Genomic DNA, 22,087 nt, shown 5'->3' with positions numbered 1-22,087 from the left:
TGTCATTTGTCATTCGTCATTTGTCATTTGTCATTAGTCCTTTGTCATTAGTCATTTGTCCTTTGTCCTTTGTCCTTTGTCATTAGGTGACGACGTGCATTTGTGTCATCTTAAGCTTAAAACTCTGCAAGATCTGTCCCCTCCCGTCCCCCTTTTGATCCCCCTTCCGTCCCCCTTAAAAAGGGGGAGACCAAAGGATGCTTCGCTTTTTGTTCCATGGGGGAAGCCAGTTCCATGGGGGAGAATTCAAAGCCTCTCTCCTTGTAGGAGAGAGGTTTGGAGAGAGGTTTTCCAGATCCCTTGAAAAGTAAGAACACCACTGACCGACCTGCGCCCTCTCCACCAACTGTAAATTTTTGTTGTCTCAATAAGGATTTTTGTCATGAACAGTAATCTCCTGAATACTCAATCAAAAGAAAATCAATCCGTACTTGCCGAAAAAACAACAAAAGAAACGAAAAAAGTATTAAAATTAATTCTTTTTACTCTGGGAAACTTGCATCTAGCATTACCAATTGAATCCGTCTACAAAATATTGAATCGCGCCCCTGTTCATGGGAGTGGGATGAATCAGGTGGGAGTTACCCACTCTGGCGAAGAAGAAATTACGGTTATCGATTTATATCAGCGCTTTTTCAAAGAGAGTTTACCGGAAGCTGCCAATAGGGGAGGATATCTGGTAACGATGCAAAATAAAACGGGTGAACTCTATGGTATTCCTGTCGCTGACGCGCCTATTTTAATAGATGTACCCCTTTCAGCGATTCGGCTTTTACCGGAATCTTATCGTCGTTCTGATACGGTGAATATTGCCCGTCATGTGGCAGTGATTCCTCAAGATTCTGGAGCAAAAACTATCTTTTTGTTAGACGTTGATTTGCTGTTGCCAACCTGAGATATAGCGCTACGCGCTAGGCAATAGGCAATAGGCAATAGGCAATAGGCGTTCTTTGAAGAAAAAAGCGGTTGTTCCGTAGTTATCGTGCTAAATTGCTAGGTTTAACGCTCATGAAAACCCCTAAAATCTGATTTAATTTTTATGAGCAATTACATAATAGCGCCAGGGTGCGGGATACCCTTCTATCGTTACATATAAATCATCCGGATTCAGGAATTCGCGTAAACTATCGATAGTTGCCCAAGACGTGCGGCGCTGTTCTTCCACAGACAAAGGTTGAGCAAAGAAACAGTCAATCTGACTAAAGCCAGCCCGTACTAGCCAATTCTCTAAACAAGATTGGGTGGGTAAAAACCAAATTCCGCGTGCTTGAGCATAGCGCTTGCGGGGAGTTAACGCCACAGGAAGTTCCCCAGGAATTCCTTGACAATCAATAATAATTTCACCTTTCGGTGCTAACGCTTGCCGCAGTTTGCCCAATAAATTAATCGGATCTCGATGATGGTAAAGAATTCCTAGACAAAAAATTGTATCAAAGAAATTCGGATAAAAATCGATATGCTCAACCCCCAATAACTCAAACGTCAGCATTGGTTGCTGAACAATGTTTTGGATAAGCTGAAAGTTCCAGAAATGCTGAGGAACTGGCTCAAACCCAATCACACATTCCGGTTCCTGATCCGCCATGCGAAACATAAAATAACCATTGTGACAGCCAATATCCGCCACTCGGCGATTTTTCAGGGACTGGATATGGGGCAAAATTCGCGCCCATTTCCAGTCAGAACGCCACTCGGCATCAATGGTAATTCCAAACAGTTCAAAGGGTCCCTTTTTCCAAGGGCAAAAGGCTTGCAGTGAGTGATAAAATCGCTGTTTTTGTGCGGTGGTGAGTTCCTCAGCACGACCCACTTTAACCACTGCATCAGAGAAGTCATACCAATCACTGTGGATGTCCTGAACTGCCTGCACCGCTTCCCGGTACTGACTCACTTGAGGGGTAAATAATTTAGATTGTCGCTCTTGACGTAGCGATAAAATTTCCTCTCGTGCTAACGTTTCGGGGTAGAACTCTAGATAATCAGGGGGTATATAACCGATATCAGGATTTGTCATTGTTTATTTAGGTAAAGCACCACGTACATAGAATCTTTGTGTCTTCTATTAAAATGTAGAGAATATTTTACATGAAGGAGGGAGATTTTTGTTGTTCCGTTATCGGTGAGGAGGGCGGGTTTTGTTATTCCGTTATTGGTGAGGAGGGCGGGTTTTGTTTTTCCTTTATCGGTGAGGAGGGCGGGTTTTGTTGTTCCATTATTGGTAAGGAGGGCGGGTTTTGTTTTTTCTTTATCGGTGACTAGCTGAATTGATTCCCTAAACCCGCCCCTACAATTGTCCCTAAACCCGCCCCTACAATTGTCCCTAAACCCGCCCCTACAGTCCCTAAACCCGCCCCTACAGTCCCTAAACCTGCCCCTATACTTAATACGTTTCTTTTTCAGAGTTGTTACTCGCTATCCAAACTAAAATGCTGAGTATCTGTTCAACCGGAGGAACCGGGTAATCCGTCAAATCTACCGTAACAATACTATCCTCTAATTTGAGAAACCGCCAAGCTGTTCCTGTACTTACACTGCCATAAATCGTAGAAATGACTTGTTGATTTGCCTGGTTAAAGCGTTGTGCCGCCACCATTTCTGCCAAACACTGTCCCATCCCTCGCTTAAGGTCTTCTTTTTTCGCTTCCACAACAACCAAAACCGGGGCTTCTACCGCAATTTGTTCTGGCGATTGGCTGACTAAAAAGTCACAAGTGCCATTGAGTCCAGCTGCGGTATCTACATTGAACTCTTCTCCTGAAAAAACGCTGATTTTCTTCTCTAAGATTTGCTTAACTTCTAACAGAATTGGATTGATAATCGCCTCAGAACGGGCTTTTTCATTGCCAACCGCGATCGCCCAGGGAATATTGCGCTTGAGGATTTCCTGTAAAAGCGAACTCGGTTGAACTTCGGGTAGAACCGGAAAAAAGCGATCGCCCTCAATCGTCTGTAACCCAAAATTCTGTTTCGCCTTTGACCATGTAAATTCTCGATAACTCATATCGGTTCCTCCCCTGCCATCCAAATATAATTAATTTATGCGTATAAATCACCTCTTACTTAAGAGCCACCCAGGAAATAAAGTTATGCAATTTAATTAGTGAATCGACTTGATTGAAACCACTATCATACAACATTTCCACCTGTTGGGCTTCCGTTAACGGCACTAAAACATTCTCTAGCGCCTCCTTTTTACGTTCAATTTCAGTACGGGCATAACCATTATGCGCTTTAAAGGCTTCGTAGTGTCGGGTGATTGTCTCTTGAAATTGAGGATAGGGTGACTTTACTTTTTCGCTTAGGAATAGCAAGCCACCTGGAACCAATCCCTCGTAGATACTTCGCAGCAAGAGTTGGCGCACCTGTAGCGGCAAAAATTGTAGGGTGTAGTTAATCACGATAACGCTACTATTCTCAAAGGAGCAGTTTTCTGCCTTGTCACAGATGAATTCAATTTGATGTATTTGCTGAAGTTGAGCTAATTTCTGCCGTGCTTTCTCTAGCATAGGTTGAGAATTGTCAATCCCAACCAATGTAGCGTTTCGCTTCAAGAAACGCCCCAGTAGTTCCAGAAAAGTTCCCGTAGAACAGCCCACATCAATAATCCGCGTTCCCGGTTGATAATATTCTCTCGCCCAATGAGCGGCACAGGTTAGTACCTCTTGATACAGAGGGACAGAACGGGATATCATATTATCGAAGACATTGACTACATCCTGGTTAAAAACAAACGGCTTGGGCCACACTCCTTTTTCAAAGAGTTCATCTTTTTCAGGACTCAGATAAAGTTTTGTATGCTCAAGTTCTGGATCGAGTTGGTCGTAATTCATCAGTCAACTGTAGGGGCGGATTTAGGGACTGTAGGGGCGGGTTTAGGGACAATTGTAGGGGCGGGTTTAGGGACAATTGTAGGGGCGGGTTTAGGGACTAAAGACAGCTATCCACCAATAACGGAACAACAAAACCCGCCCTCCCCACCAATAACGGAACAACTGATCGCACAACTATTCAAAGCCATCCTTGCCCAAAACAGCAACACAGCCGATCGGACATTAACTTTTTTGAGGAACCGTGGACTGAACCGAGTCGCGTTCGTGTAACTTATTAAACCAATCTCTTAAGTGAATATATTTTAATTGCCAATCTTCATCCAGGCGCAAACTGTAGTAGCCTAGGGAACATAAGCCAGCTACATCGGCGGCTGTCCAGGTTTCATCCCCCAACAAGTAGTTAGACTTAGCCAATTGTTGATCAAAAACTGGCAAAAGGCGATTAATTGACGTTTCTAACCTTGTCCGATAACGAGTATCGGTGAAATTATTTTTCAAATTTAGCATCCATAAATTGATGATAATATCACCTAAATAATCCGCGAGTTCTTCCCATTTACGACACTCAAGCCCTGTCCGAGGCTCACTGGGGTAAAACTTCGGCTGTGGATAGGTTTCGTCTAGATACTCCGCAATTAATGTAGAATCCCAAATCACCGTGCCATCTTCATCGACAAACACAGGGACTTTACCAATAGGAGAAAGATTGATAAATTCTGGGGGCTTATCAAGCAAATTGATTTCTCTTAGTTCGCACTCTATATTTTTCTCAGCTAACAGGATTCGGATTTTCCGAGAAAAGTGGGATTGTTGATGATAATATAATATTCTATTCATTAGATATCTCCCGACATTCCGGTTGGTAATCAATGCGTAACTCCTGTTGGTGGGCAATGCCTACCCTACGGTATATCAGGGGTTTTGGCGACCCCAAAATGCACGCTTTTCAGCGCCATTCGGCTTAATAGGGCATTTCTGTCTCTTCCACATCTGCTGGGGCGTCTGTCAATCCCATGCGATCCAGGGCGATGACAACCCCTACAGATACCAATCCTCCTAAAAGTAAACCCATAATCAGGAGAGTAATATAGATACGCTTCAACGATTTTTTTGTCGCTTTTATATGCTCTGGCGATAGATTAGGGTCAAGGCTTTCCTGTTCAGTGTCTGGAGATATCTCATCTGCCCCATCTCGTTGGGGATGGTGGGGATGGGGAAAACCGTCATGCTCGAATTCTGGGGGATTTTGATTATTCCACATATCTCTAGTTTGATTATGATTGGCAGGATTCTCATCAGCCTAAAGTTAGACTCAATCTTGGCAACGAGCTTCAAAATCTAACATTTGGGAGCAATGACTTGATTTAAGTGATGACTATCGGTATTATCGCTATGGTTTCAGTTCGTATGTTCTAGTTGGGTTGACATGGTGTTAGATATCCGCTCAGCAAGACAGCTTCGCCGAATGCGACAACGTGACTTAGCTGCTGCTGCTGGAATTTCCGTAAATGAGCTGATGAAGCTCGAACGGGGGCTGACAGTTCCGCCGAAAAAGCTACTTGATCGGATATCGGATTGTCTTAATATGGATGTCAATCAACTAGCAGTTGGTCAGAATGAACTCCTGAAAAATCCGTTAACAGGAGAAGGTTACATCACGGCTCGCCCCGAAAGCCCAACAAGAATTCCGCGTCGGAAAACTCCTGACTCGACAAAAAAATCTGTTTTCGATTTGTTTTGTGGAGTTGGGGGCTTCTCGTTTGGGTTTGAAATGCATGAAGCCTTTCAGGTGGTTGCTGGTATCGATATTCTAGGTGATCGCCTACAAACCTTCTCGCGCAACCATGATACTGCAAATGCTTATGGGGAGGATATTCGTGCTATTTGTACCGATATATTAGAGAGTGAAAACCCTCGTCCATTCGTCATCGTCGGTGGCGCTCCATGTCAGGGATTCTCATCTCTTCGTCCTTTCCGGAACATTGAACGAAACGATCTGAGAAACAACCTGGCAGAAGAATTCTGTCGTATCGTTCATGATCTACAGCCAGAATGGATAGTTTTTGAGAATGTGATTGGCTTGCTTACCTATAATAAAGGACAGACATTACAAGCTATTTTGGGTGCATTTGAAGAGGTAGGATATCGAACAAGCTTTAAGGTGCTAAATGCAGCTTATTACGGGTTGCCCCAGTGTCGTGAACGTCTAATTGTTGTCGGCAGTCGAAAAGGTAAACCATTTAAATGGACTCAACCTAGCCATTGGTGCGAACACCGCAGTATGGCTGGACAGCAAAAATTTGTGCTTAAGCCTCTAGGAAAACTATTTGCTCAAAATCTCCAGCCGGCTGTTACCGTTAATCAGGCAATTCACGATCTTCCACCCGTTGAAGCTGGAGAAAGAAGCACTGTCTATCGAGATGATATTGAATCTACACCCTACGAAATTTTTATTCGGAATAAAGCGCAGCAATTAACAATGCACGAAGCCACTGCACATTCTCCGCGAATGCTAGAAATAATTCGCCAAGCAGGAGCTAATATTTATGCCTTACCAGAAGGAACAGTTACTAGTGGCTTCAGTTCTTGCTATAGCAGGTTGAATGGAGATGAACCTAGTGTGACGTTGACTGTAAATTTTACTCATCCAGGCTCTAACCGTTGTATTCATCCTTACCAGCACCGTGCTTTAACCCTGCGTGAAGGTGCGCGTTTGCAAGGCTTTTTTGATACCTTTGAATTCCTCGGCACACGATCCCAGATTGTCAAGCAAATTGGAAACGCTGTACCTCCCTTACTTGGACGTGTCATTGCACAAGCTATCTTGGAAAGTGATTAATCTCCCTCAAAAAGCTGCTGGTAACTTCGATAAGCTTTACCTCTGGGTGAGAAAGGAACACGTTCTAAATCACAGTACACCACTTGCAGGAGTTCCATACCGACAGCATTTACCACAGCAGTTTTCCCAGAATCACCTTTTGTATTGCTGAGGTTGAAATGTTCTGCGAGGAGATAACCACAGCGTATTTCCCAAATATAGGGCTTCACACCACGCTGTTCCTTTCCGATTCTTAGAGAACCATCGGGTTGACAAAGTACGTAGCGACAGGTCAGGTAATGCCCTTCTTTAGCCAAATGTCCTTTGGGCTTGTTAGTTTCAAGAGCCATTTTCAACTCAAGATTGGGTACTTGGGGAGAAATGCCTGTTGTCAATAGGTCAGGATATTTGTGAGGTCTATTGCGTCTGAGCAAGCCATTGGAGTGTTTAGCTATAGCTGAGGCAAAAATATTACCAATCATGGAAGATAAGTTGGCTAACTCGACCGTCTGACTCAACAAAAATACGTTGGCTTTCTCAAGCGTTGCATCTATTTGGTCAAGCAACCCGTAAGTATCCCGAATCGCCTCCCGCAGAATTTCATGACTTAAGCCAATACCTGCTAAAATACCTACATTCACAAAGCCATTTGCCGCAGGTTCGCGCATTACTCCGCCCCTTTGTTCAAACTGGAGTAAGTCAGCAGATGACACATTAAGAGCTTGAGCGATTTTCTGGATGTTAATTAGACTGATGTTCCGTTCGCCTCGTTCAACACCACCGATATAGGTTCTGTCCAGTCCTGCTGCAAGTGCTAGGGCTTCTTGCGAAAGACCATGGGCTTGCCGAAGAACACGCACACGTTCTCCAAAGAGTGTTAAAATCACCTCGTCTTGGTTAGCCTACATTGACATTTAATGAAGCATTAAACCTTGGCAGATGACTATAAGTCCACGGACTATAAGTATCTTCTTTTAATGCTAAGCTTTCTCATTAACTAGATTGACTTCCAGATCATTCAGGCTTATGCCTATGGTTAGAAAAATTAACTCGTCATTCTAACTCTAGATATTTCCGTTAATATTTCAGGTAAAAGTCTTTAATCAAGCTAATAAATTCAGGAGTATAAACCCGCCTAGTGGCTTCTATCGCGAGAACCTTTTCCTGAGAGGTTAACTGATGTTTCCCCAGTTCCAGCACAATCCGTTTAGTTGGACTAGCTAAAGTTGGTTTAACCGAGAGTTTCCTGTGGCAATAAAAACCAAAGGCTTGGGCTTTTTCTTGGAATATTTGGGCTGACTCAGTGGGATAAATTACAGCTAGCCTGCCATTCTCACCCAAAAGCTGTTCCGCCACTTGTAATAGATCCAATTGCTTCAAAGAATCACTATGTCGTGCTACGGTTCTCGCCTTGTGTGACGCTTTACTGGCATTGTCAAAAAAGGGAGGATTAGACACAATCAGATCGTACCGCTTTGAGCAAGTCGTGGCATAATCTTGCACAGAACTCAGGTACACCTGAATGCGATCGCGCCATGGTGATTTCTCCACATTCTCCCGCGCCTGAATACAAGCCTCTGGATCAATTTCCACGGCGTCGATATACGCACGCGATCGCTGTGCTAACATCAGCGCCACCAAACCCGTCCCTGTGCCAATATCCAGAATGCTTTGTACACCTGTGATATCCGTCCATGCCCCTAACAGTGTACCATCCGTTCCCACCTTCATCGCACAGCGATCGTGAAAGACGGTGAATTGCTTGAAGCGAAAGTAAGGATTAGACATTCTCTGCTAAATAGGCGAAGAGCCTCACGTCATAAGTTTCAATTTAACCAAGGTATCGCACTCTAGAAGGGCGGGTTTAGTTAAGTTATCGATTTGGGGCAAACTGTTATCTGTCAAACCCGCCCCTACATGTCTGAATCATCAAGATTTTTTTCCCAACAGAAGAGAACCTGGAACAGCTTTTTTAATCCAGTCAGTCACTAAAATTTGTTCCGGTTCAAAGGTATCAACAGGTTTGCCGTTTATGGTGCGAAAAATAACGTCTTGGGGAACAATTTCTTCACCCGTGGGCAAAACCATACGTTGAATCTGTGAAGTCTCGAAGGAACGCCAGGTGTAAAAAACCACATATTTACCACTTTCGCCAGCTAGAACTTCCGCTAAACAGGCATCATTCCGGTATTCAGATAGTTTTGATTTCATCCGGGAAAATAATGCTGTGGTGCGGTTCGCTTTGAAAAAAGGAGCGCGTGTTTCTCGGAACCAGTTTTCCCGTAATTTGGTCGGATTTTCTAACACCTGGCGACAAAGTTCATCAATATCAATAGCAACATTGTCCTCCTGAATCAGATGGCGTAAGTCCAAACGGACTGTATGTAAACCCGCCTCACGTAACCCATCTAACCGATCCAGAATAAACTGATCTTTGTCTAAAAACATAAACGTGCCATGAGCAGTTTCTAATGTTGGGAAATGGCGATTAGGGTTATCCGCAAAAGCCGCCGTCGCTTCTAAGTACAGAGGCGAGTCTGGGTTAAATCGGTATAGAGAATCAGTGTCCTCTGTTCCTTCTGTATTCTGGCTTTCCAGCAACGGGTTTACTAAGAGCGATCGCGGCGAGTAAAATAAGAGAATGGGTCCCACACCTAGCAATTCACAGGGAACCGATAAGGTTTGGCAATATTCAATTAGTTTTTCTTCCGGTAGTTCAATCGATAAGACTAATCGTTCCAAGGAATCCGAAAACATCTCACACCATCCCTGCAACGCCTCCAGATTGTGATTACCTGTCTCAACAATTAACTGGATGGGAATCTCAGGAAAATGGGTTTTCAACCAGTACGCTGCGCCTGGATCACACACCCGAATTGCACCAAAGAGATTGAGTTGCCAATTTTTTAACTGATCACAAATGGTTTTCATGACTCGTTCTGGCATTAACACATCCCAGACGAGTACCGGGCGTAGTTGGCTTTCCCACGCTTTTTTGGCTAAATCATGTACCTTCGCTTTTGATAATTGTCCCTGTCGCGCTAATCCTATTGGTTCTAATAATACTTCATGCAGATGGGGAGCGTTGACACAACGTTCTAAATCGTCAATTGATGAAACAAAGGTATTAAATTGCATTTTTATTCGTCATTCGTCATTCGTCATTCGTCATTCGTCATTCGTCATTCGTCATTCATCATTCGTCATTCGTCATTCGTCATTCGTCATTCGTCATTCGTCATTTGTCATTTGTCATTCGTAACCACTATGGCAATTCTGCCAAATTAATTACCACATTGTTAACTAGCAACGGTTACAGGGGAACGGGTGAATCGAACGACATTTAATTTGGCAATATTGTGCGATCGCATGGAGTCATCCGATTTAGGTAAGCGCACAATACTGTCTTTTCGCATCGACTCTAACGGTTCACCTGTCATCGAAAAAAGTTGATTAACTTGCCAGCATATTGGTTCTCCTTGAAACAGGATAATTTCAATTTCATCACCGACGGCTAACGGTTCAAGTAACCGTAAAATAATCTCTTGGGGCGTCGTATCCATAACCATGCCTAAATAAGCGTGAGTTCCTGTATTAATTCCCGATAACTGTCCAAAGACTGAATCTTTATCTGCTGGTGTATCTAAGGAACCTGAAAAATAGTCTCGGTTAGGAATTGATTGCAGTTCTTCTGCGGCTTGGCTAAGTAGCTGTTCATCTAATCTTCCAGCGGCATAAGCATCAATTAATTGGCGATAAACCTTACAGGTGAGGGCGACGTAGAATGAGGATTTCATCCGCCCTTCTATTTTTAATGAGCAAATATTATACTTAAAAAAATCACTAATCTGATAAATTCCCCACAAATCCCTGGACGACATGAAGCTAACTAAATCATCCGGTTGCTTATCTTGATCTTGTAAGTGATAGGGTAATCGACAGGATTGAATACATCCGCCCCGATTAGAATCGCGACCTGCGGTAAAATTAGAAATGGTACAATGACCTGAATACGCCATACACATTGCACCGTGGGCAAACATCTCCACGTCAATACCCGATTCTTCTCTAATTAAACCCGCTTCCGTAATACTGAGTTCTCGACCAACAATTAAGCGCTTAACTCCCATCTCTTTCCACAAACGGGCGCTATAGGAATTGAGACAAGAGGCTTGAGTGGAAAGGTGAATATGTAGATTTGAACTCGTTTTAACCACTCGGATAACGCCTAAATCTGAGACAATCACCCCATCAACGCCAATGGATTCTAGAAACTGACAATAGTCGGGGAGTCCCTGAAAGTCTGCATCGTGGAGAAAAGCGTTCAGCGTGACGTAAATTTTGGCATCATGGTGATGGGCATATTCGACTCCGTGGGCTAACTCAGAGTCCGTAAAATTATCCGCACGCGCCCGCAATCCATAGTTTTGTCCCCCTAGATACACTGCATCTGCACCATAAGCAATGGCGACTTTTAACCGTTCCAGATTCTTCGCTGGGGCGAGAAGTTCAGGTTTAAGCATGTCTGGGTTTAAGGATAAGCGGGAACAGCCCTAATTTAACATTCGTAGCGCGATCGCATCCAGAAAACTGCTGAATCTACACACACAAGGGGACATCGGTCAAGAAACCAGATTTCTTTGGGTGAAAGGTTGATATTGCGTTGTCATCCTCAGGAGAAACCCGGTTTCTAGGAATGTCAATCGCTTCGCACCTCAGTATAAACCCGGAGGCTTTAGCTGAACTGCTGCAAATCTCAGTATTTTTCCCGTAGTTTTCACGGCAACGCCACTGTAATCATAAAGTAACATCTACGACGACTAACCAGCCTGTTTTGGAGAATGCCATAAACCATGATTGATTTTGGTTTGCAATTTATCGCTCATCGCACGGGAGACTTTTTACTGCAAAATTCTTTTTTGGCATTACGCAAGAAGAAGGATTGGCAAGTGGCTGTTTTGCATGGATTAGTCTACACGTTGCCCTTCTGTCTGTTAACTAACAAGTTAGAATCCCTGATTATTATTGGTGGTACTCATATTATTATTGATTTTTTCAATATCTCCAGTTTGTGGGTTCGCACTTACAATTGGGACTGGAAAACCGATGTTCCCCAGGTTCCGTTATGGGTGATGGTGGAAGTCGATCAAACCCTACATTACGCGATTAATTATTTTGCTTTACTCCTTTGAAGTCTGTTTGTTGTCTGAAACCATCTGCCATCTGCCTTGTCCCACCCATAAAAGGGGTAGTCAATCCCGATTGAGTATGAGAATGAGGCAGGACATACCGATGACCAAGGACAATCTTGTTGTAATCTTTATAATGGAGCAGCTCAACTTGTTACTATCTTTACAGATTTTCTCTTATAACGGAAGTATCAGACAAGTGGACTCAAGGGTAGTGGGAACGCCCTTTCGCACCGCTTGGCTTGTACCCAGCGAGCTGGGTCAAAAGCATCTAGTAAACAAATTCCAGTAGAGATAGATTTCAGAGGCGCGAAGTATCGCGTCTCTTATCATTGTTGGCAGCCGCTTGATCAACTTCAATTCGAGGCTAGCGTTCATTGTCCGGATCAGCTAGTCTGCTAAGTGGTAATTTGAAGGGAGGATAAGCAACAGTCTAATTATGTGTGAGACCCCGAAGCCGTTCCCTGTCATGGGACTACCTGTTCACCGACTCCAAGATTACGATCGCTGGCTGGGTAATCGCCTTCAGCAAAACCTAGGGTGTCATGTGGTGACATTGAACGCAGAAATGGTGATGCAGGCGGAGTGTAATCCAGCTTTGGCGAGTTCAATCGGACAAGCGGAATTAGTTGTCCCGGATGGTGCGGGTGTCATCCTTTACTTACTCCTCCACGGTATCCGACAGCAACGTTGTCCGGGAATTGAGTTGGCAGAATCGTTACTGCGACAGGCGGGAGAATTGGGTGAGTCTTATCCAGTTTTTTTCTATGGGGGTAAACCGGGTATTGCCCAAACAGCAGCGAAGATATGGCAAGAACAATACCCGAAACTCGCGATCGCCGGAATTGAAGATGGCTATCTGTCCCCAGAAGCAGAAGAGCAACTCAAAGTCAGGTTGGCAAAAGAACAACCGCCATTAATTTTGGTTGGTTTAGGGGTTCCTCGTCAAGAGTTGTGGATTGCCAAAAATCGGCATTTGTGTCCTCAAGCGATTTGGATTGGCGTTGGCGGTAGCTTTGATATCTGGGCTGGGGTTAAATCCCGTGCGCCTGTCTGGTTACGGAATAATCATTTGGAATGGCTGTATCGACTCTATCAAGAACCTTGGCGCTGGCGACGGATGATGGCGCTACCGCAGTTTGCTCTCAAAGCGATCGGACAACGGTTTGCTTGATTGTTATTCGTCATTTGTCATTTGTCATTTGTCATTCGTCATTTGTCATTCGTCATTTGTCATTCGTCATTTGTCATTCGTCATTCGTCATTTGTCATTTGTCATTTGTCATTTGTCATTCGTCATTTGTTAGGGAATAGGGAACAGGGAATTCATAATTCAATTGTTCCCAACACCCGACACCCAACACCCGACACCCCACACCCAACACCCTACACCCTACACCCCACACCCAACACCCCACACCCCACCCCTTTAAAAACCTGACCTTTATTAGTTCTAGGAAGAGCGACGTTCTAACCGATTCAAAACACGAGCAATTAATTCAGCCTCGACGATCGGTTTTTTCACGTAATCATCTGCACCAACGGTAAAAACTTGCTGCACTGTTTGCACTTCGGTATGGGCGGAGAGAAATAACACGGGCAACTTACTCCAGCGTAAGTCATGACGAACAACCTGACATAACTCAATTCCACTATATTCCGGCATTTCTACGTCTAAAATTAGTAAGTCGGGAGATACGGCTTCTAAGACATCCCAGAAGCGTTGGGGATGTGCCAAAGTGGTCACATTTAATCCCCAGGGTTGCAGTACGTGGCGCAGCAGGGTTAGGATTTGTGAGTCATCATCCACGACTAAGACTTTAGCCTCCCCCGATTTCTGCTGATTAATTGCTTGAGTCACGGCTTGCAAAATTTCTGGGGGAGTCATGGGTTTCTGTAAAAAGGTAGCAGCGCCTAAACGGGCGGCTTTGACTCGACTGCTTAAGTGGTTTTGACTGGAAAAGATTAAAATGGGAATGTTTGAGTGTCGAATAGCGAGTTCTGCTAGGAGTTCAAAGCCGTTTTCTTGAGTGTCAGCAAAGGTGAGATCCAGCAAGATTACATCAGGAGGATGTAGCGCGATCGCTCGTTTGGCGGCTTGGAGATGGGGGGCGCTATCTACCTGTAATCCCCAGGCTTTTGCTTCGATTTCGATATGTTGGCTGAGGATCTGATCATCATCAATGACTAATAGTCGGGCTGGGAAAGTAGAAGCCGAGGGCAGATCACTGGTAGGGGGTGTAACCTGATCAAGGGTGGATTTGGTGGCGATCGCCTGTTGCAAGGAGTCGATTAAATCCTTTAGCTTATGGGCGTCTTGCGGCGTTGCTTGGGTTGGAGTCTGCAGAAGCTGTTCAATTTCGCGGGCGATGTTAGAACCCTCTGCACAACCAAACGATCCTAATGAACCCACTAATCGGTGGGCTTCCATTTTGGCGTTCTCACAGAGTTGTTGATTTAGGCTTCCTGTCGCCAGAGTTACACTCACTTGCCTCAATACGTCTATTTTTTCCGGGAGGCTTTCTTTGAACTTTTGCCAAATTTTGGCAACCGCCGCCATGAGTTTCGCTTCAGACGTGCCATCTGCTACTTTTTCCGTGACTTGTTTGTTCTCTTGTTCCTGAAGGGGTGCATCTTTGAGGCGATACCCTAATCCATACACCGTCTCAATTAAATTAATTTTGATCCCAGCCGCTTTCAGCTTTTGTCGCAACCCTTTAATTTGGGTGGTTACGGCTTCCTCACCGGGAAATTCATCACTCGACCAAATGTGATCGAGGATCGCACTACGGCTAAAAATACGTCGAGGATGACGCAGGAATAGTTCTAACAATCCGTATTCTTTGGGCGTTAGGTGTAATGATTCGCCTTTATAGGTGACTTTACCTGTATCCGGTTCTAGCCGCAGCTTCTCCCAGGTCAACACCTTTGATACCGTGGAGTTACGCCGCCGCAATAATGCTCGAATTCGCGCCATCAATTCGGAGAGATCATAGGGTTTAATCACATAGTCATCCGCACCTGCTTCTAATCCGCGAATGCGATCGGCGCTACTTCCTTTGACGCTGACGAGGAGAATTGGCATTTGAGAACCTTGATGGCGCAGTTTTTGACACAGATGAATACCATCTAGGTTTTGGGGGGTAAGATTTAAGACAGCTAAGTCATAGTGAGAGGTTTGAGCGAGTTCCAGTCCGTCTTCAGCATTAGTTGCGGCTTCAATAGTGTAGTGATGGGCGGTGAGTGCTTCAATTAGGGGTGAAGCTGTCGCTGGATCATCATCTACTATGAGAATCTTCATGGGAAAAGGAAAAATTGGGAATGGGATTATGCTGTATTCCCTTTGATCTTCACCTTTTTCTCATGGGTTCTTGAATGAAACGTACATAATCCTCAATAAAATTTAATAGTAGAGGTTTGGAAACCAAACCCCTACTCCAAACATTGACTTTAAATACATTCCTTAAACGCAACCCAACGGCTGGCGATGGGCATCCGCCAACCCGTGCCAAACGCCCGATCCGTAATTTTTAATCCTGGTGGGGCTTGACGGCGCTTAAATTCTGCCCGCGCTACCATTCGCATCACTTTATGGACGATTTCTGGATCATGTCCGGCGTCGATGATTTGGGGGGCAGATTGATGGTCATGAATCAGACGTTGTAAGATATCATCCAAGATGTCATAAGACGGTAACGAGTCTTGGTCAGTTTGATCCGGTTTGAGTTCAGCGCTGGGAGGTTTGGCTAAGACATTCGCCGGAATAATTTCTGGTTGAGTATCCGATAATTGCTCTGGTAATTGTTCTGGGGTGGCTTGGCTTTCCTGTGCTTTTGCTTTAGTGGAATTCAGCCATTGACAGAGGGAATAGACACGGGTTTTGGGAACATCTGCGATCGCGGCTAATCCACCGTTCATGTCCCCATAGAGAGTACAGTACCCTACTGCCATCTCTGACTTATTCCCCGTCGAGATCAGCAGATAGTCAAACTTATTCGCGATCGCCATTAACAAGTTTCCCCGAATCCGGGCTTGAATATTCTCCTCGGCGGTGCCAAATTCAGTTCCGGCAAATAGGGGGTCTAAGGTTTGGTCATACCCCTGCATCAACTCGCCAATGGGCAAGGTATGGGTTTTAATCCCTAAGTTTTTGGCTAACGCTAGGGCATCATTAATAGAGTGTTCAGAAGTATGGGGAGATGGCATAAGCACACCGAGTACATTGTCCCTGCCCAAGGCTTCCGTGGCAAGGGCAGCAACCAGGGATGAATCAATTCCCCCACTCAACCCAATCACCACTCGTTTAAAGCCACATTTGCGGGCATAGTCTTGGATTCCTAGAACTAAAGCAGACCAAATTTGAGCATTGGTACTTTCGGGGGCGGGTGCGATCGCACTCTTGAGTAAATCTCCTTGGACTGGATCAAAGTCTACCAGCAAAACATCGGTTTCAAAGGCAGGGGCGCGACAAACCATTTCCCCGGCGCGGTTAAATCCCACACTACTCCCATCAAAGATTAAGTCGTCATTCCCCCCCACCTGATTGGCGTAGAGAATCGGTTGCTGGTAACGCTTGGCACTATGTTGCATCATGGCTTCCCGCAGTTGCTGCTTGCCCACACTATAGGGCGAGGCGGAGAGATTCACGATCAAATCAACATTCTGCTGGATTAAGTCGGTAATCGGATTGAACTGATACGTGCGCTTTCCCCAAAACTCCTCATCATTCCAGAGATCCTCGCAAATCGTCACACCAATTTTAATCGGGGTAGCTGACTCTGCCTCTAAGGTAAAGGAATTACTCTGGACTCCAGCTTCAAAATAACGGTTCTCATCAAAGACATCATAGGTGGGCAACAAGCGCTTGTGAAACACCTGCTGCACCTTACCGCCCTCCAACAGGGCAATACTATTAAATAACGGTTTACCTCCCGAACTCTCCGCTTTAGGATTCGCTGTCACCGTTCCCACCAAAACTGCTAGGGTTGAGGGTAACTGTTCGGCTAAGTTGTCCAGACAGTCTGCCATGGACTCCATAAAACTGGGATTTAAGAGTAAATCTCGCGGCGGATACCCACAGAGGGAGAGTTCTGGCGTCAATAAGAGGCGGACACCCTGACGGGCTGCTTGATTGGCAGCATCAAGGATTTTTTGGGCATTGCTGGTTAAGTCGCCAATCGTGGGATTGAGTTGTGCGATCGCAAGTTTCATGGAAAACACACAATAGGCTAGCTAGGTTCAAGCTAACATGGGATTCGTCGTTAGTCATTCCGTCTTTGGTCTAATCTGGTGTCAATCTGGCTTTTTTCGCTTCCCTCAAACTTCCGCCACAAAATAAAATATAGACAAGCAGGTACATTGAAACAGTCTTGCCCGGGGTGGGTAAAACTCAATTGAATCACAGGCTTTTGCTGACCTGTTAAACCTGATGACAGGAACTGGCGGTGGCGGTAGCTGTCATGTATTGGAGTCAATGACCCTCGCTTACTCCGTTAAACCGAGGACTTGGAAGAGTCAGCTTCCAACGTAAGCATTGTCTACCCGATCGAGTCTAACGCTGGACTCCCGCGAATCATGTTGAAAGTAACTGTGGCAATAGACTTCAGGATTAGATTAGGAGAACATTAAAGCATGGGTGGTCTCAAGCATTTTACCTACCTCGGTGGGATGACGCTAACGTTCGGGTTAGCGTTGGTTTTCGCCGCACCTCGACTCAAAGCACAGTCGTTCGATATTAGTTTAGAGTTTCCTGAAGGAGAAGATATTGGTGCCCCTGAGAGGACTGGCGGGGGAGGACAAAGAGGTATACCGAATATACCTTGTGTTACCGGGAATAGAAGATTAACGGCGCTAACGCCAACGAATAATCTAATTACCACCATATCCCCCAACCCTAAATTATTTTGGTATGTTCCTCCCACGACAGCCCAGTCAGCCGATTTTCTACTTTTGGACGAGCAAAACCAGGAAATTTATTATACGAGGATACCCCTAACCCATAGACCCGGTATCGTAGAACTCAAGCTTCCTGATTACATATCTCTGATAACGGAAAAACGGTATCTTTGGACATTTGCCTTAGTGTGTAATACTGATGATCGCAGTCAGGATCATTTTGCTCGCGGGTGGATTCAGCGTCAACCCCTGCAGACGGGAATTGCCCCACCCGAAGAACTGAACACTCTTCTTGATCAACTCGTTTATGAACCCGAAGGGATCAAAAAACGTCTCCAAGAGGAAGGATATAACTATGCTCAAGAAAGGATTTGGGCAGAAACGCTGATGATTTTAGCTCGACTCTATCAGCAATTTCCTAATGACTCCGCGATCGCAGATGAGATGCAAGAATTGTTAACCTCGGTTGAGTTGGATAATATTCCAATTAACTGTTGGGTTCACTCCTGTTCGGTTGAGACTCAAGATGCTGAGGAGACTCAAGATGTTGAGGCGATGAGAGAACTGAATAAACCCCTCTAACTTAGTCGGGGTGGGTTTAGTGACATTAGAGTAGCAACAAACGATAATAGTGAAACCCGCCCCTACAAACTCATGCACCATGCCCAACGAAGTGAAGGGTCAAATGTACAAATCCTGTAAGCGGTGGCTTTGGCAATGGCGCGGCGTTTGGATAGTGACCCCAACGATTACGGGTTTGATCATTCTCCTGCGGTGGACTGGGATGCTGCAAACTTGGGAATGGACAGCTTATGACCAATATATGCGTTGGCGTCCCTCTGAACCCTTGGATCAGCGAATTGGGATCGTGGGGATTGATGAGGCGGATGTGAAAAAAATTGGGCAACTTTCTCGATCGATTCTTCCCGATCAGATTTATGCCCAAGCTATTGCTAAACTCAAAACCCATAACCCTAAAGCCATTGGTCTGGATGTTTATCGGGATTTACCCGTACAACCGGGTCATCAGGAATTAGTCCAAGTCTTTGAAACAACCCCCAATCTGGTGGGGATTGAGAAAGTGGTTGGCGATAAGCGCCAGGATGCTGTCGCCGCCCCCCCAGACTTGAAAGCCAAAGGACAAGTGGGCGCTAATGATGTCATCTTTGATGCCGATACTAAAGTCCGACGGGCACTCTTACAAGTTGAAGATGCCAATGGAGATGTTATTCCCAGCTTCGGATTTTATCTAGCACTTCTCTATCTTGATGCTCAAGGAATTAGCCCCAAACCAATACCTGGCGAACCCAATACCTGGCAGTTGGGAAAAAGCACGTTTTCTCGCTTCAAAAAAAATGATGGGGGTTATGTCCGCACGGATGCTGGTGGCTACCAAATCTTATTAAATTATCGAGGAAGCAAGAAACACTTTGAAACGATCTCATTGAATGATCTTCTAGAGGATCGTATCCCTCCCGATTGGGGACGCGATCGCATTATTCTGATCGGCTTTGTCGGGGAGAGTTTCCAAGACTGGATTTTTACACCCTACAGTAGCAGTTGGTTTGCTTTGCCCGAACGTATGTCTGGGGTAGAATTACATGCTAATATTACCAGTCAAATCCTGAGTGCAGCTTTAGAAGGACGCCCCCTGATTCAAACTTGGTCTCAACGGCAAGAAAGCCTGTGGATTTTGTTCTGGTCTACTGTAGGTGCTATTGTCACCTGGCAGGGACGCTATCAGGGGAAAAAACGACGGGTCTCTGTACAACGATTTTTGAGACTGATCCTGGCAGGAAGTGTCCTGTTGGGTAGTACTTATGGGGCGTTTTTAATCGGGTGGTGGATTCCTGTGGTTCCGCCTCTTTTGGCTTTATCGGGTTCAGTGGTGGCGATTACCAGTTATCTTGCCCATCAAGGGGGTAAAATCCGCGAAACCTTTGGACGTTATCTCACCAATGAAGTTGTTGCGAATGTCTTAGAAAATCCTGAAGGGGCTAAATTAGGTGGGGAACGGCGCACGATTACTATCTTAACGTCAGATTTAAGAGGGTTTACTGCCCTGACTGAACGTTTAACGCCAGAAGAAGTGGTGAATATTCTCAACTTTTATTTTGGCACGATGACGGATGTGATTACTCAATACCAAGGAACAATTGATGAATTTCTTGGGGATGGAATTTTGGTTTTGTTTGGTGCGCCGACGCTTCGTGACGATGACGCCCAACGCGCGATCGCTTGTGCGGTGGCGATGCAGTTGGCGATGACATCGGTTAATGAACGAATGAAACATCTGGGTTTACCTCCGTTGACCATGGGCATTGGGATTAATACGGGGGACGTTGTAGTCGGAAATATTGGGTCATCGAAACGGACAAAATATGGAGTAGTGGGGAGTCAAGTTAATTTAGCCTATCGCATCGAATCCTATACGACAGACAGTCAAATTTTTATCTCTCAGTCTACTCTAAATGCTGCGGGAACTTGGGTGAGAATTGATAGCAAGATACGGGTTCAACCTAAAGGATTACCCGAACCTATTCCCATTTATGAAGTGGGGGGAATTGGCAAACCTTACTACTTGTTTTTAGCTAAACCTGATGAGCAATTTCTGCCCTTGGTCGATTCGATTCCTTTACACTACACGTTTTTGGAAGGCAAGCATGTCAGCGATATATTTTTTCGAGGAACTTTAGTCAAACTTTCTGCCAAAGGTGGCGAGATTAAATCAGAACAATTTATTAAACCTTTGACGAATATAAAGATTAATTTACTTATGGGTGATAAATTAATCTCAGTGAGTGAGGATATCTATGCCAAAGTGTTAGATAAACTCAGTGATGATCATTCGTTTTATATTCACTTTACGTTTTTACCGCCCCCTGTAGAAACGATGTTATCCAATCGTTATAAGTTACTGCGCCAACTTCACAACGAAAGTTAATAATAGACGATAATATTTTAGAGATTCGGGTTGAGTAAGCTGTTCGGTATTTACAGCAGATTTGGTGGTTGATGAGGTACAGTCTCTAAGCAAGATCCCCGACTCGACTTCTTGAAGAAGTCGGGTATCTGTCTGTGTACCTCAGGTAAAAAGCTGACATAAATGCTTTTGAAATATTTCATAAAATTTTGCATAGTAATCACTCATTAAGAAGTTACATATTTTAAACAATAGCTTGATAAATCCTTCATACTTTTCCGGTCAACTGTTTAAACTTAGTAAAGTTTAACGCAATATCTTGTCAAGTCTGCCAGAGATATTCTAAGCTATTTAGTAATAAAGCTCAAATTAATTGTTGTATTCATTAAATACAACTGTATTTACTCATCAAAGCTTTGCCTTTTCTAATCCTGACTATTAGTCCAAATTCATTAGAGAATCGTGATGATTAAACTCTGGGAATAGGAATAATTGTAACGTAACCGATAGCATCAGTCTGGCAACCAGTAATCCGAATAGTTTTGGAGTCAAATGTCAGAGGATGATTTCACAATTACCGCGCCTAAGTTAATCCTTTCGATTCTCCGTATAATACCTACACTCATCATCAGTCAAATGCTGTTAGCTTCCTCGAACCCAACCCAGAAAAACGTTCTAGTTATCACTCATTCAAAACATGCCAAACTTGGGCGTATTGAACCCATGCTCAGGCAGAAAGGCTATAGACTTGATATTCGCTGCCCACGTTTTCAAGAAAACCTACCCGCAACCCTAGACAGTCATGAAGCCGTAATCATCCTCGGTGGTGTGATGAGCGCTAACGATAGTAACACTCTACCATTTATTCGTACAGAACTGGAATGGATTCCCAAAGCCCTCGATTCCCAAAAACCATTTCTGGGAATTTGCCTCGGTGCTCAGTTATTAGCTCGCGTTCTTGGTGCAACCGTAGCTCTCCATCCTGAAAAGAGAGCAGAAATCGGTTTTTTTCCGATCAAACCAACAGAAATTGGACAAACTTATTTGAGGAATCCGTTACATGTCTATCATTGGCATTGCGAGGGATTTGAGGTTCCAAAGGATGCGGTTTTGCTGGCACAAGGTAACACCTTTCCCAATCAAGCTTTTCGCTATGGCAAAAATGCCTATGGATTGCAGTTTCATCCGGAAGCCACTTTAGAGATCATTCGTCACTGGATTACTGAAATTGGTCAAGGTTGGCTGAACCTGAATGGCGCTCAGTCTCCGCAGGAACAGATGCAAATGTACGCGCTTTATGAGCACGCGATGGAAAACTGGTGCAAAGATTTTTTGGACATCTGGATACCGGAACCCACTGGCACTCGTCAACTTGCTGCTCACCACCCCTGTCTCATACAAGCCGCTTGATATTGCTTAAAATCACATCCCC

19 protein-coding genes are annotated in these 22,087 nt (G+C 44.6%); 8 read left to right on the top strand and 11 right to left on the bottom strand.

Annotation, left to right across the window (positions count from 1 at the left end; genetic code table 11):
* The first annotated feature begins 382 nt into the window (after nucleotides 1-382).
* Nucleotides 383-895, top strand: coding sequence for a chemotaxis protein CheW (locus tag RIC07_RS38695; RefSeq protein ID WP_446399155.1), 513 nt, complete (start codon nucleotides 383-385; stop codon nucleotides 893-895).
* Between the two features lie 135 nt (nucleotides 896-1,030).
* On the opposite strand, the gene cmoB is transcribed toward RIC07_RS38695, so the two are convergent.
* The 3 genes from cmoB to cmoA form a co-directional block, all read right to left on the bottom strand.
* A complete protein-coding gene (gene cmoB / locus RIC07_RS38690; RefSeq protein ID WP_446399154.1) occupies nucleotides 1,031-2,014 on the bottom strand; it encodes a tRNA 5-methoxyuridine(34)/uridine 5-oxyacetic acid(34) synthase CmoB in 984 nt (327 codons plus the stop codon).
* A gap of 366 nt (nucleotides 2,015-2,380) precedes the next feature.
* A complete protein-coding gene (locus RIC07_RS38685) occupies nucleotides 2,381-3,001 on the bottom strand; it encodes a hypothetical protein (protein WP_446399153.1) in 621 nt (206 codons plus the stop codon).
* 55 nt (nucleotides 3,002-3,056) lie between these two features.
* On the bottom strand, nucleotides 3,057-3,830 hold the full coding sequence (gene cmoA, locus RIC07_RS38680) for a carboxy-S-adenosyl-L-methionine synthase CmoA (RefSeq protein ID WP_446399152.1): 774 nt from the start codon (nucleotides 3,828-3,830) through the stop codon (nucleotides 3,057-3,059).
* Between cmoA and RIC07_RS38675 the strand changes: the two genes are divergently transcribed.
* Entirely contained in the window at nucleotides 3,816-4,100 is a 285-nt protein-coding gene (locus RIC07_RS38675) for a hypothetical protein (RefSeq protein ID WP_446399151.1), read from the top strand. The genes cmoA and RIC07_RS38675 overlap by 15 nt on opposite strands.
* On the opposite strand, the gene RIC07_RS38670 is transcribed toward RIC07_RS38675, so the two are convergent.
* Both RIC07_RS38670 and RIC07_RS38665 read right to left on the bottom strand, forming a co-directional pair.
* Complete coding sequence (locus RIC07_RS38670) at nucleotides 4,053-4,667, bottom strand: glutathione S-transferase family protein (RefSeq protein ID WP_446399150.1); 615 nt, start codon at nucleotides 4,665-4,667, stop codon at nucleotides 4,053-4,055. The two genes, RIC07_RS38675 and RIC07_RS38670, sit on opposite strands and share 48 nt — an antisense overlap.
* A 124-nt stretch (nucleotides 4,668-4,791) precedes the next feature.
* Nucleotides 4,792-5,091 carry a hypothetical protein gene (locus tag RIC07_RS38665; RefSeq protein WP_446399149.1) on the bottom strand — a complete coding sequence of 100 codons (300 nt, stop codon included), beginning with the start codon at nucleotides 5,089-5,091 and terminating at the stop codon, nucleotides 4,792-4,794.
* 165 nt (nucleotides 5,092-5,256) lie between these two features.
* Between RIC07_RS38665 and dcm the strand changes: the two genes are divergently transcribed.
* Nucleotides 5,257-6,669 carry a DNA (cytosine-5-)-methyltransferase gene (dcm, locus tag RIC07_RS38660; RefSeq protein ID WP_446399148.1) on the top strand — a complete coding sequence of 471 codons (1,413 nt, stop codon included), beginning with the start codon at nucleotides 5,257-5,259 and terminating at the stop codon, nucleotides 6,667-6,669.
* Here dcm and RIC07_RS38655 read toward each other — a convergent pair.
* The 4 genes from RIC07_RS38655 to RIC07_RS38640 all read right to left on the bottom strand — a co-directional run bounded on the left by RIC07_RS38655 (nucleotide 6,666) and on the right by RIC07_RS38640 (nucleotide 11,171).
* Nucleotides 6,666-7,508, bottom strand: a complete 843-nt coding sequence (locus RIC07_RS38655) for a helix-turn-helix domain-containing protein (protein ID WP_446363065.1) — start codon at nucleotides 7,506-7,508, stop codon at nucleotides 6,666-6,668. The two genes, dcm and RIC07_RS38655, sit on opposite strands and share 4 nt — an antisense overlap.
* Before the next feature lie 217 nt (nucleotides 7,509-7,725).
* A complete protein-coding gene (locus tag RIC07_RS38650; protein WP_446399147.1) occupies nucleotides 7,726-8,436 on the bottom strand; it encodes a tRNA1(Val) (adenine(37)-N6)-methyltransferase in 711 nt (236 codons plus the stop codon).
* 141 nt (nucleotides 8,437-8,577) lie between these two features.
* Complete coding sequence (locus RIC07_RS38645; RefSeq protein ID WP_446399146.1) at nucleotides 8,578-9,786, bottom strand: U32 family peptidase; 1,209 nt, start codon at nucleotides 9,784-9,786, stop codon at nucleotides 8,578-8,580.
* 161 nt (nucleotides 9,787-9,947) lie between these two features.
* A complete protein-coding gene (locus RIC07_RS38640; RefSeq protein ID WP_446399145.1) occupies nucleotides 9,948-11,171 on the bottom strand; it encodes a U32 family peptidase in 1,224 nt (407 codons plus the stop codon).
* A 330-nt stretch (nucleotides 11,172-11,501) separates the two neighbouring features.
* On the opposite strand from RIC07_RS38640, the gene RIC07_RS38635 reads away from it, so the two are divergent.
* A complete protein-coding gene (locus RIC07_RS38635; RefSeq protein WP_446399144.1) occupies nucleotides 11,502-11,840 on the top strand; it encodes a DUF3307 domain-containing protein in 339 nt (112 codons plus the stop codon).
* A gap of 436 nt (nucleotides 11,841-12,276) precedes the next feature.
* Nucleotides 12,277-13,011 (top strand): WecB/TagA/CpsF family glycosyltransferase, encoded by a 735-nt coding sequence (locus RIC07_RS38630; protein ID WP_446399143.1) that lies wholly within the window; start codon nucleotides 12,277-12,279, stop codon nucleotides 13,009-13,011.
* 279 nt (nucleotides 13,012-13,290) lie between these two features.
* Here RIC07_RS38630 and RIC07_RS38625 read toward each other — a convergent pair whose 3' ends face one another.
* Nucleotides 13,291-15,138, bottom strand: coding sequence for a response regulator (locus tag RIC07_RS38625; protein ID WP_446399142.1), 1,848 nt, complete (start codon nucleotides 15,136-15,138; stop codon nucleotides 13,291-13,293).
* Nucleotides 15,139-15,287: 149 nt separating this feature from the next.
* Nucleotides 15,288-17,048 carry an NAD+ synthase gene (locus RIC07_RS38620; RefSeq protein ID WP_446399141.1) on the bottom strand — a complete coding sequence of 587 codons (1,761 nt, stop codon included), beginning with the start codon at nucleotides 17,046-17,048 and terminating at the stop codon, nucleotides 15,288-15,290.
* A gap of 420 nt (nucleotides 17,049-17,468) precedes the next feature.
* Here RIC07_RS38620 and RIC07_RS38615 point away from each other — a divergent pair, with 420 nt between their 5' ends.
* The 3 genes from RIC07_RS38615 (at nucleotide 17,469) to RIC07_RS38605 (ending at nucleotide 22,065) form a co-directional block, all read left to right on the top strand.
* Nucleotides 17,469-18,314, top strand: a complete 846-nt coding sequence (locus RIC07_RS38615; RefSeq protein ID WP_446399140.1) for a DUF928 domain-containing protein — start codon at nucleotides 17,469-17,471, stop codon at nucleotides 18,312-18,314.
* Between the two features lie 103 nt (nucleotides 18,315-18,417).
* Entirely contained in the window at nucleotides 18,418-20,676 is a 2,259-nt protein-coding gene (locus tag RIC07_RS38610) for a CHASE2 domain-containing protein (RefSeq protein WP_446399170.1), read from the top strand.
* 615 nt (nucleotides 20,677-21,291) lie between these two features.
* Nucleotides 21,292-22,065 (top strand): glutamine amidotransferase-related protein, encoded by a 774-nt coding sequence (locus RIC07_RS38605; RefSeq protein ID WP_446399139.1) that lies wholly within the window; start codon nucleotides 21,292-21,294, stop codon nucleotides 22,063-22,065.
* The last annotated feature ends 22 nt before the right edge of the window (nucleotides 22,066-22,087 follow it).

Origin of the sequence: Coleofasciculus sp. E1-EBD-02 (assembly GCF_040218245.1) — a bacterium.
Lineage (GTDB): Bacteria > Cyanobacteriota > Cyanobacteriia > Cyanobacteriales > Coleofasciculaceae > Coleofasciculus.
Note: the sequence above shows the minus strand (reverse complement) of the source record. Positions and strands in the feature narration are given on the sequence as shown.

What these genes read in the sequence shown, in the direction of transcription:
- RIC07_RS38605 (WP_446399139.1), top strand. Translation starts at nt 21,292, where the DNA reads ATGCTGTTAGCTTCCTCGAACCCAACCCAGAAAAACGTTCTAGTTATC.
- RIC07_RS38650 (WP_446399147.1), bottom strand. Translation starts at nt 8,436, where the DNA reads ATGTCTAATCCTTACTTTCGCTTCAAGCAATTCACCGTCTTTCACGAT.
- cmoB (WP_446399154.1), bottom strand. Translation starts at nt 2,014, where the DNA reads ATGACAAATCCTGATATCGGTTATATACCCCCTGATTATCTAGAGTTC.
- cmoA (WP_446399152.1), bottom strand. Translation starts at nt 3,830, where the DNA reads ATGAATTACGACCAACTCGATCCAGAACTTGAGCATACAAAACTTTAT.
- RIC07_RS38670 (WP_446399150.1), bottom strand. Translation starts at nt 4,667, where the DNA reads ATGAATAGAATATTATATTATCATCAACAATCCCACTTTTCTCGGAAA.
- RIC07_RS38695 (WP_446399155.1), top strand. Translation starts at nt 383, where the DNA reads ATGAACAGTAATCTCCTGAATACTCAATCAAAAGAAAATCAATCCGTA.
- RIC07_RS38610 (WP_446399170.1), top strand. Translation starts at nt 18,418, where the DNA reads ATGTACAAATCCTGTAAGCGGTGGCTTTGGCAATGGCGCGGCGTTTGG.
- RIC07_RS38685 (WP_446399153.1), bottom strand. Translation starts at nt 3,001, where the DNA reads ATGAGTTATCGAGAATTTACATGGTCAAAGGCGAAACAGAATTTTGGG.
- RIC07_RS38615 (WP_446399140.1), top strand. Translation starts at nt 17,469, where the DNA reads ATGGGTGGTCTCAAGCATTTTACCTACCTCGGTGGGATGACGCTAACG.
- RIC07_RS38665 (WP_446399149.1), bottom strand. Translation starts at nt 5,091, where the DNA reads ATGTGGAATAATCAAAATCCCCCAGAATTCGAGCATGACGGTTTTCCC.
- RIC07_RS38635 (WP_446399144.1), top strand. Translation starts at nt 11,502, where the DNA reads ATGATTGATTTTGGTTTGCAATTTATCGCTCATCGCACGGGAGACTTT.
- RIC07_RS38640 (WP_446399145.1), bottom strand. Translation starts at nt 11,171, where the DNA reads ATGCTTAAACCTGAACTTCTCGCCCCAGCGAAGAATCTGGAACGGTTA.
- dcm (WP_446399148.1), top strand. Translation starts at nt 5,257, where the DNA reads ATGGTGTTAGATATCCGCTCAGCAAGACAGCTTCGCCGAATGCGACAA.
- RIC07_RS38620 (WP_446399141.1), bottom strand. Translation starts at nt 17,048, where the DNA reads ATGAAACTTGCGATCGCACAACTCAATCCCACGATTGGCGACTTAACC.
- RIC07_RS38625 (WP_446399142.1), bottom strand. Translation starts at nt 15,138, where the DNA reads ATGAAGATTCTCATAGTAGATGATGATCCAGCGACAGCTTCACCCCTA.
- RIC07_RS38645 (WP_446399146.1), bottom strand. Translation starts at nt 9,786, where the DNA reads ATGCAATTTAATACCTTTGTTTCATCAATTGACGATTTAGAACGTTGT.
- RIC07_RS38630 (WP_446399143.1), top strand. Translation starts at nt 12,277, where the DNA reads ATGTGTGAGACCCCGAAGCCGTTCCCTGTCATGGGACTACCTGTTCAC.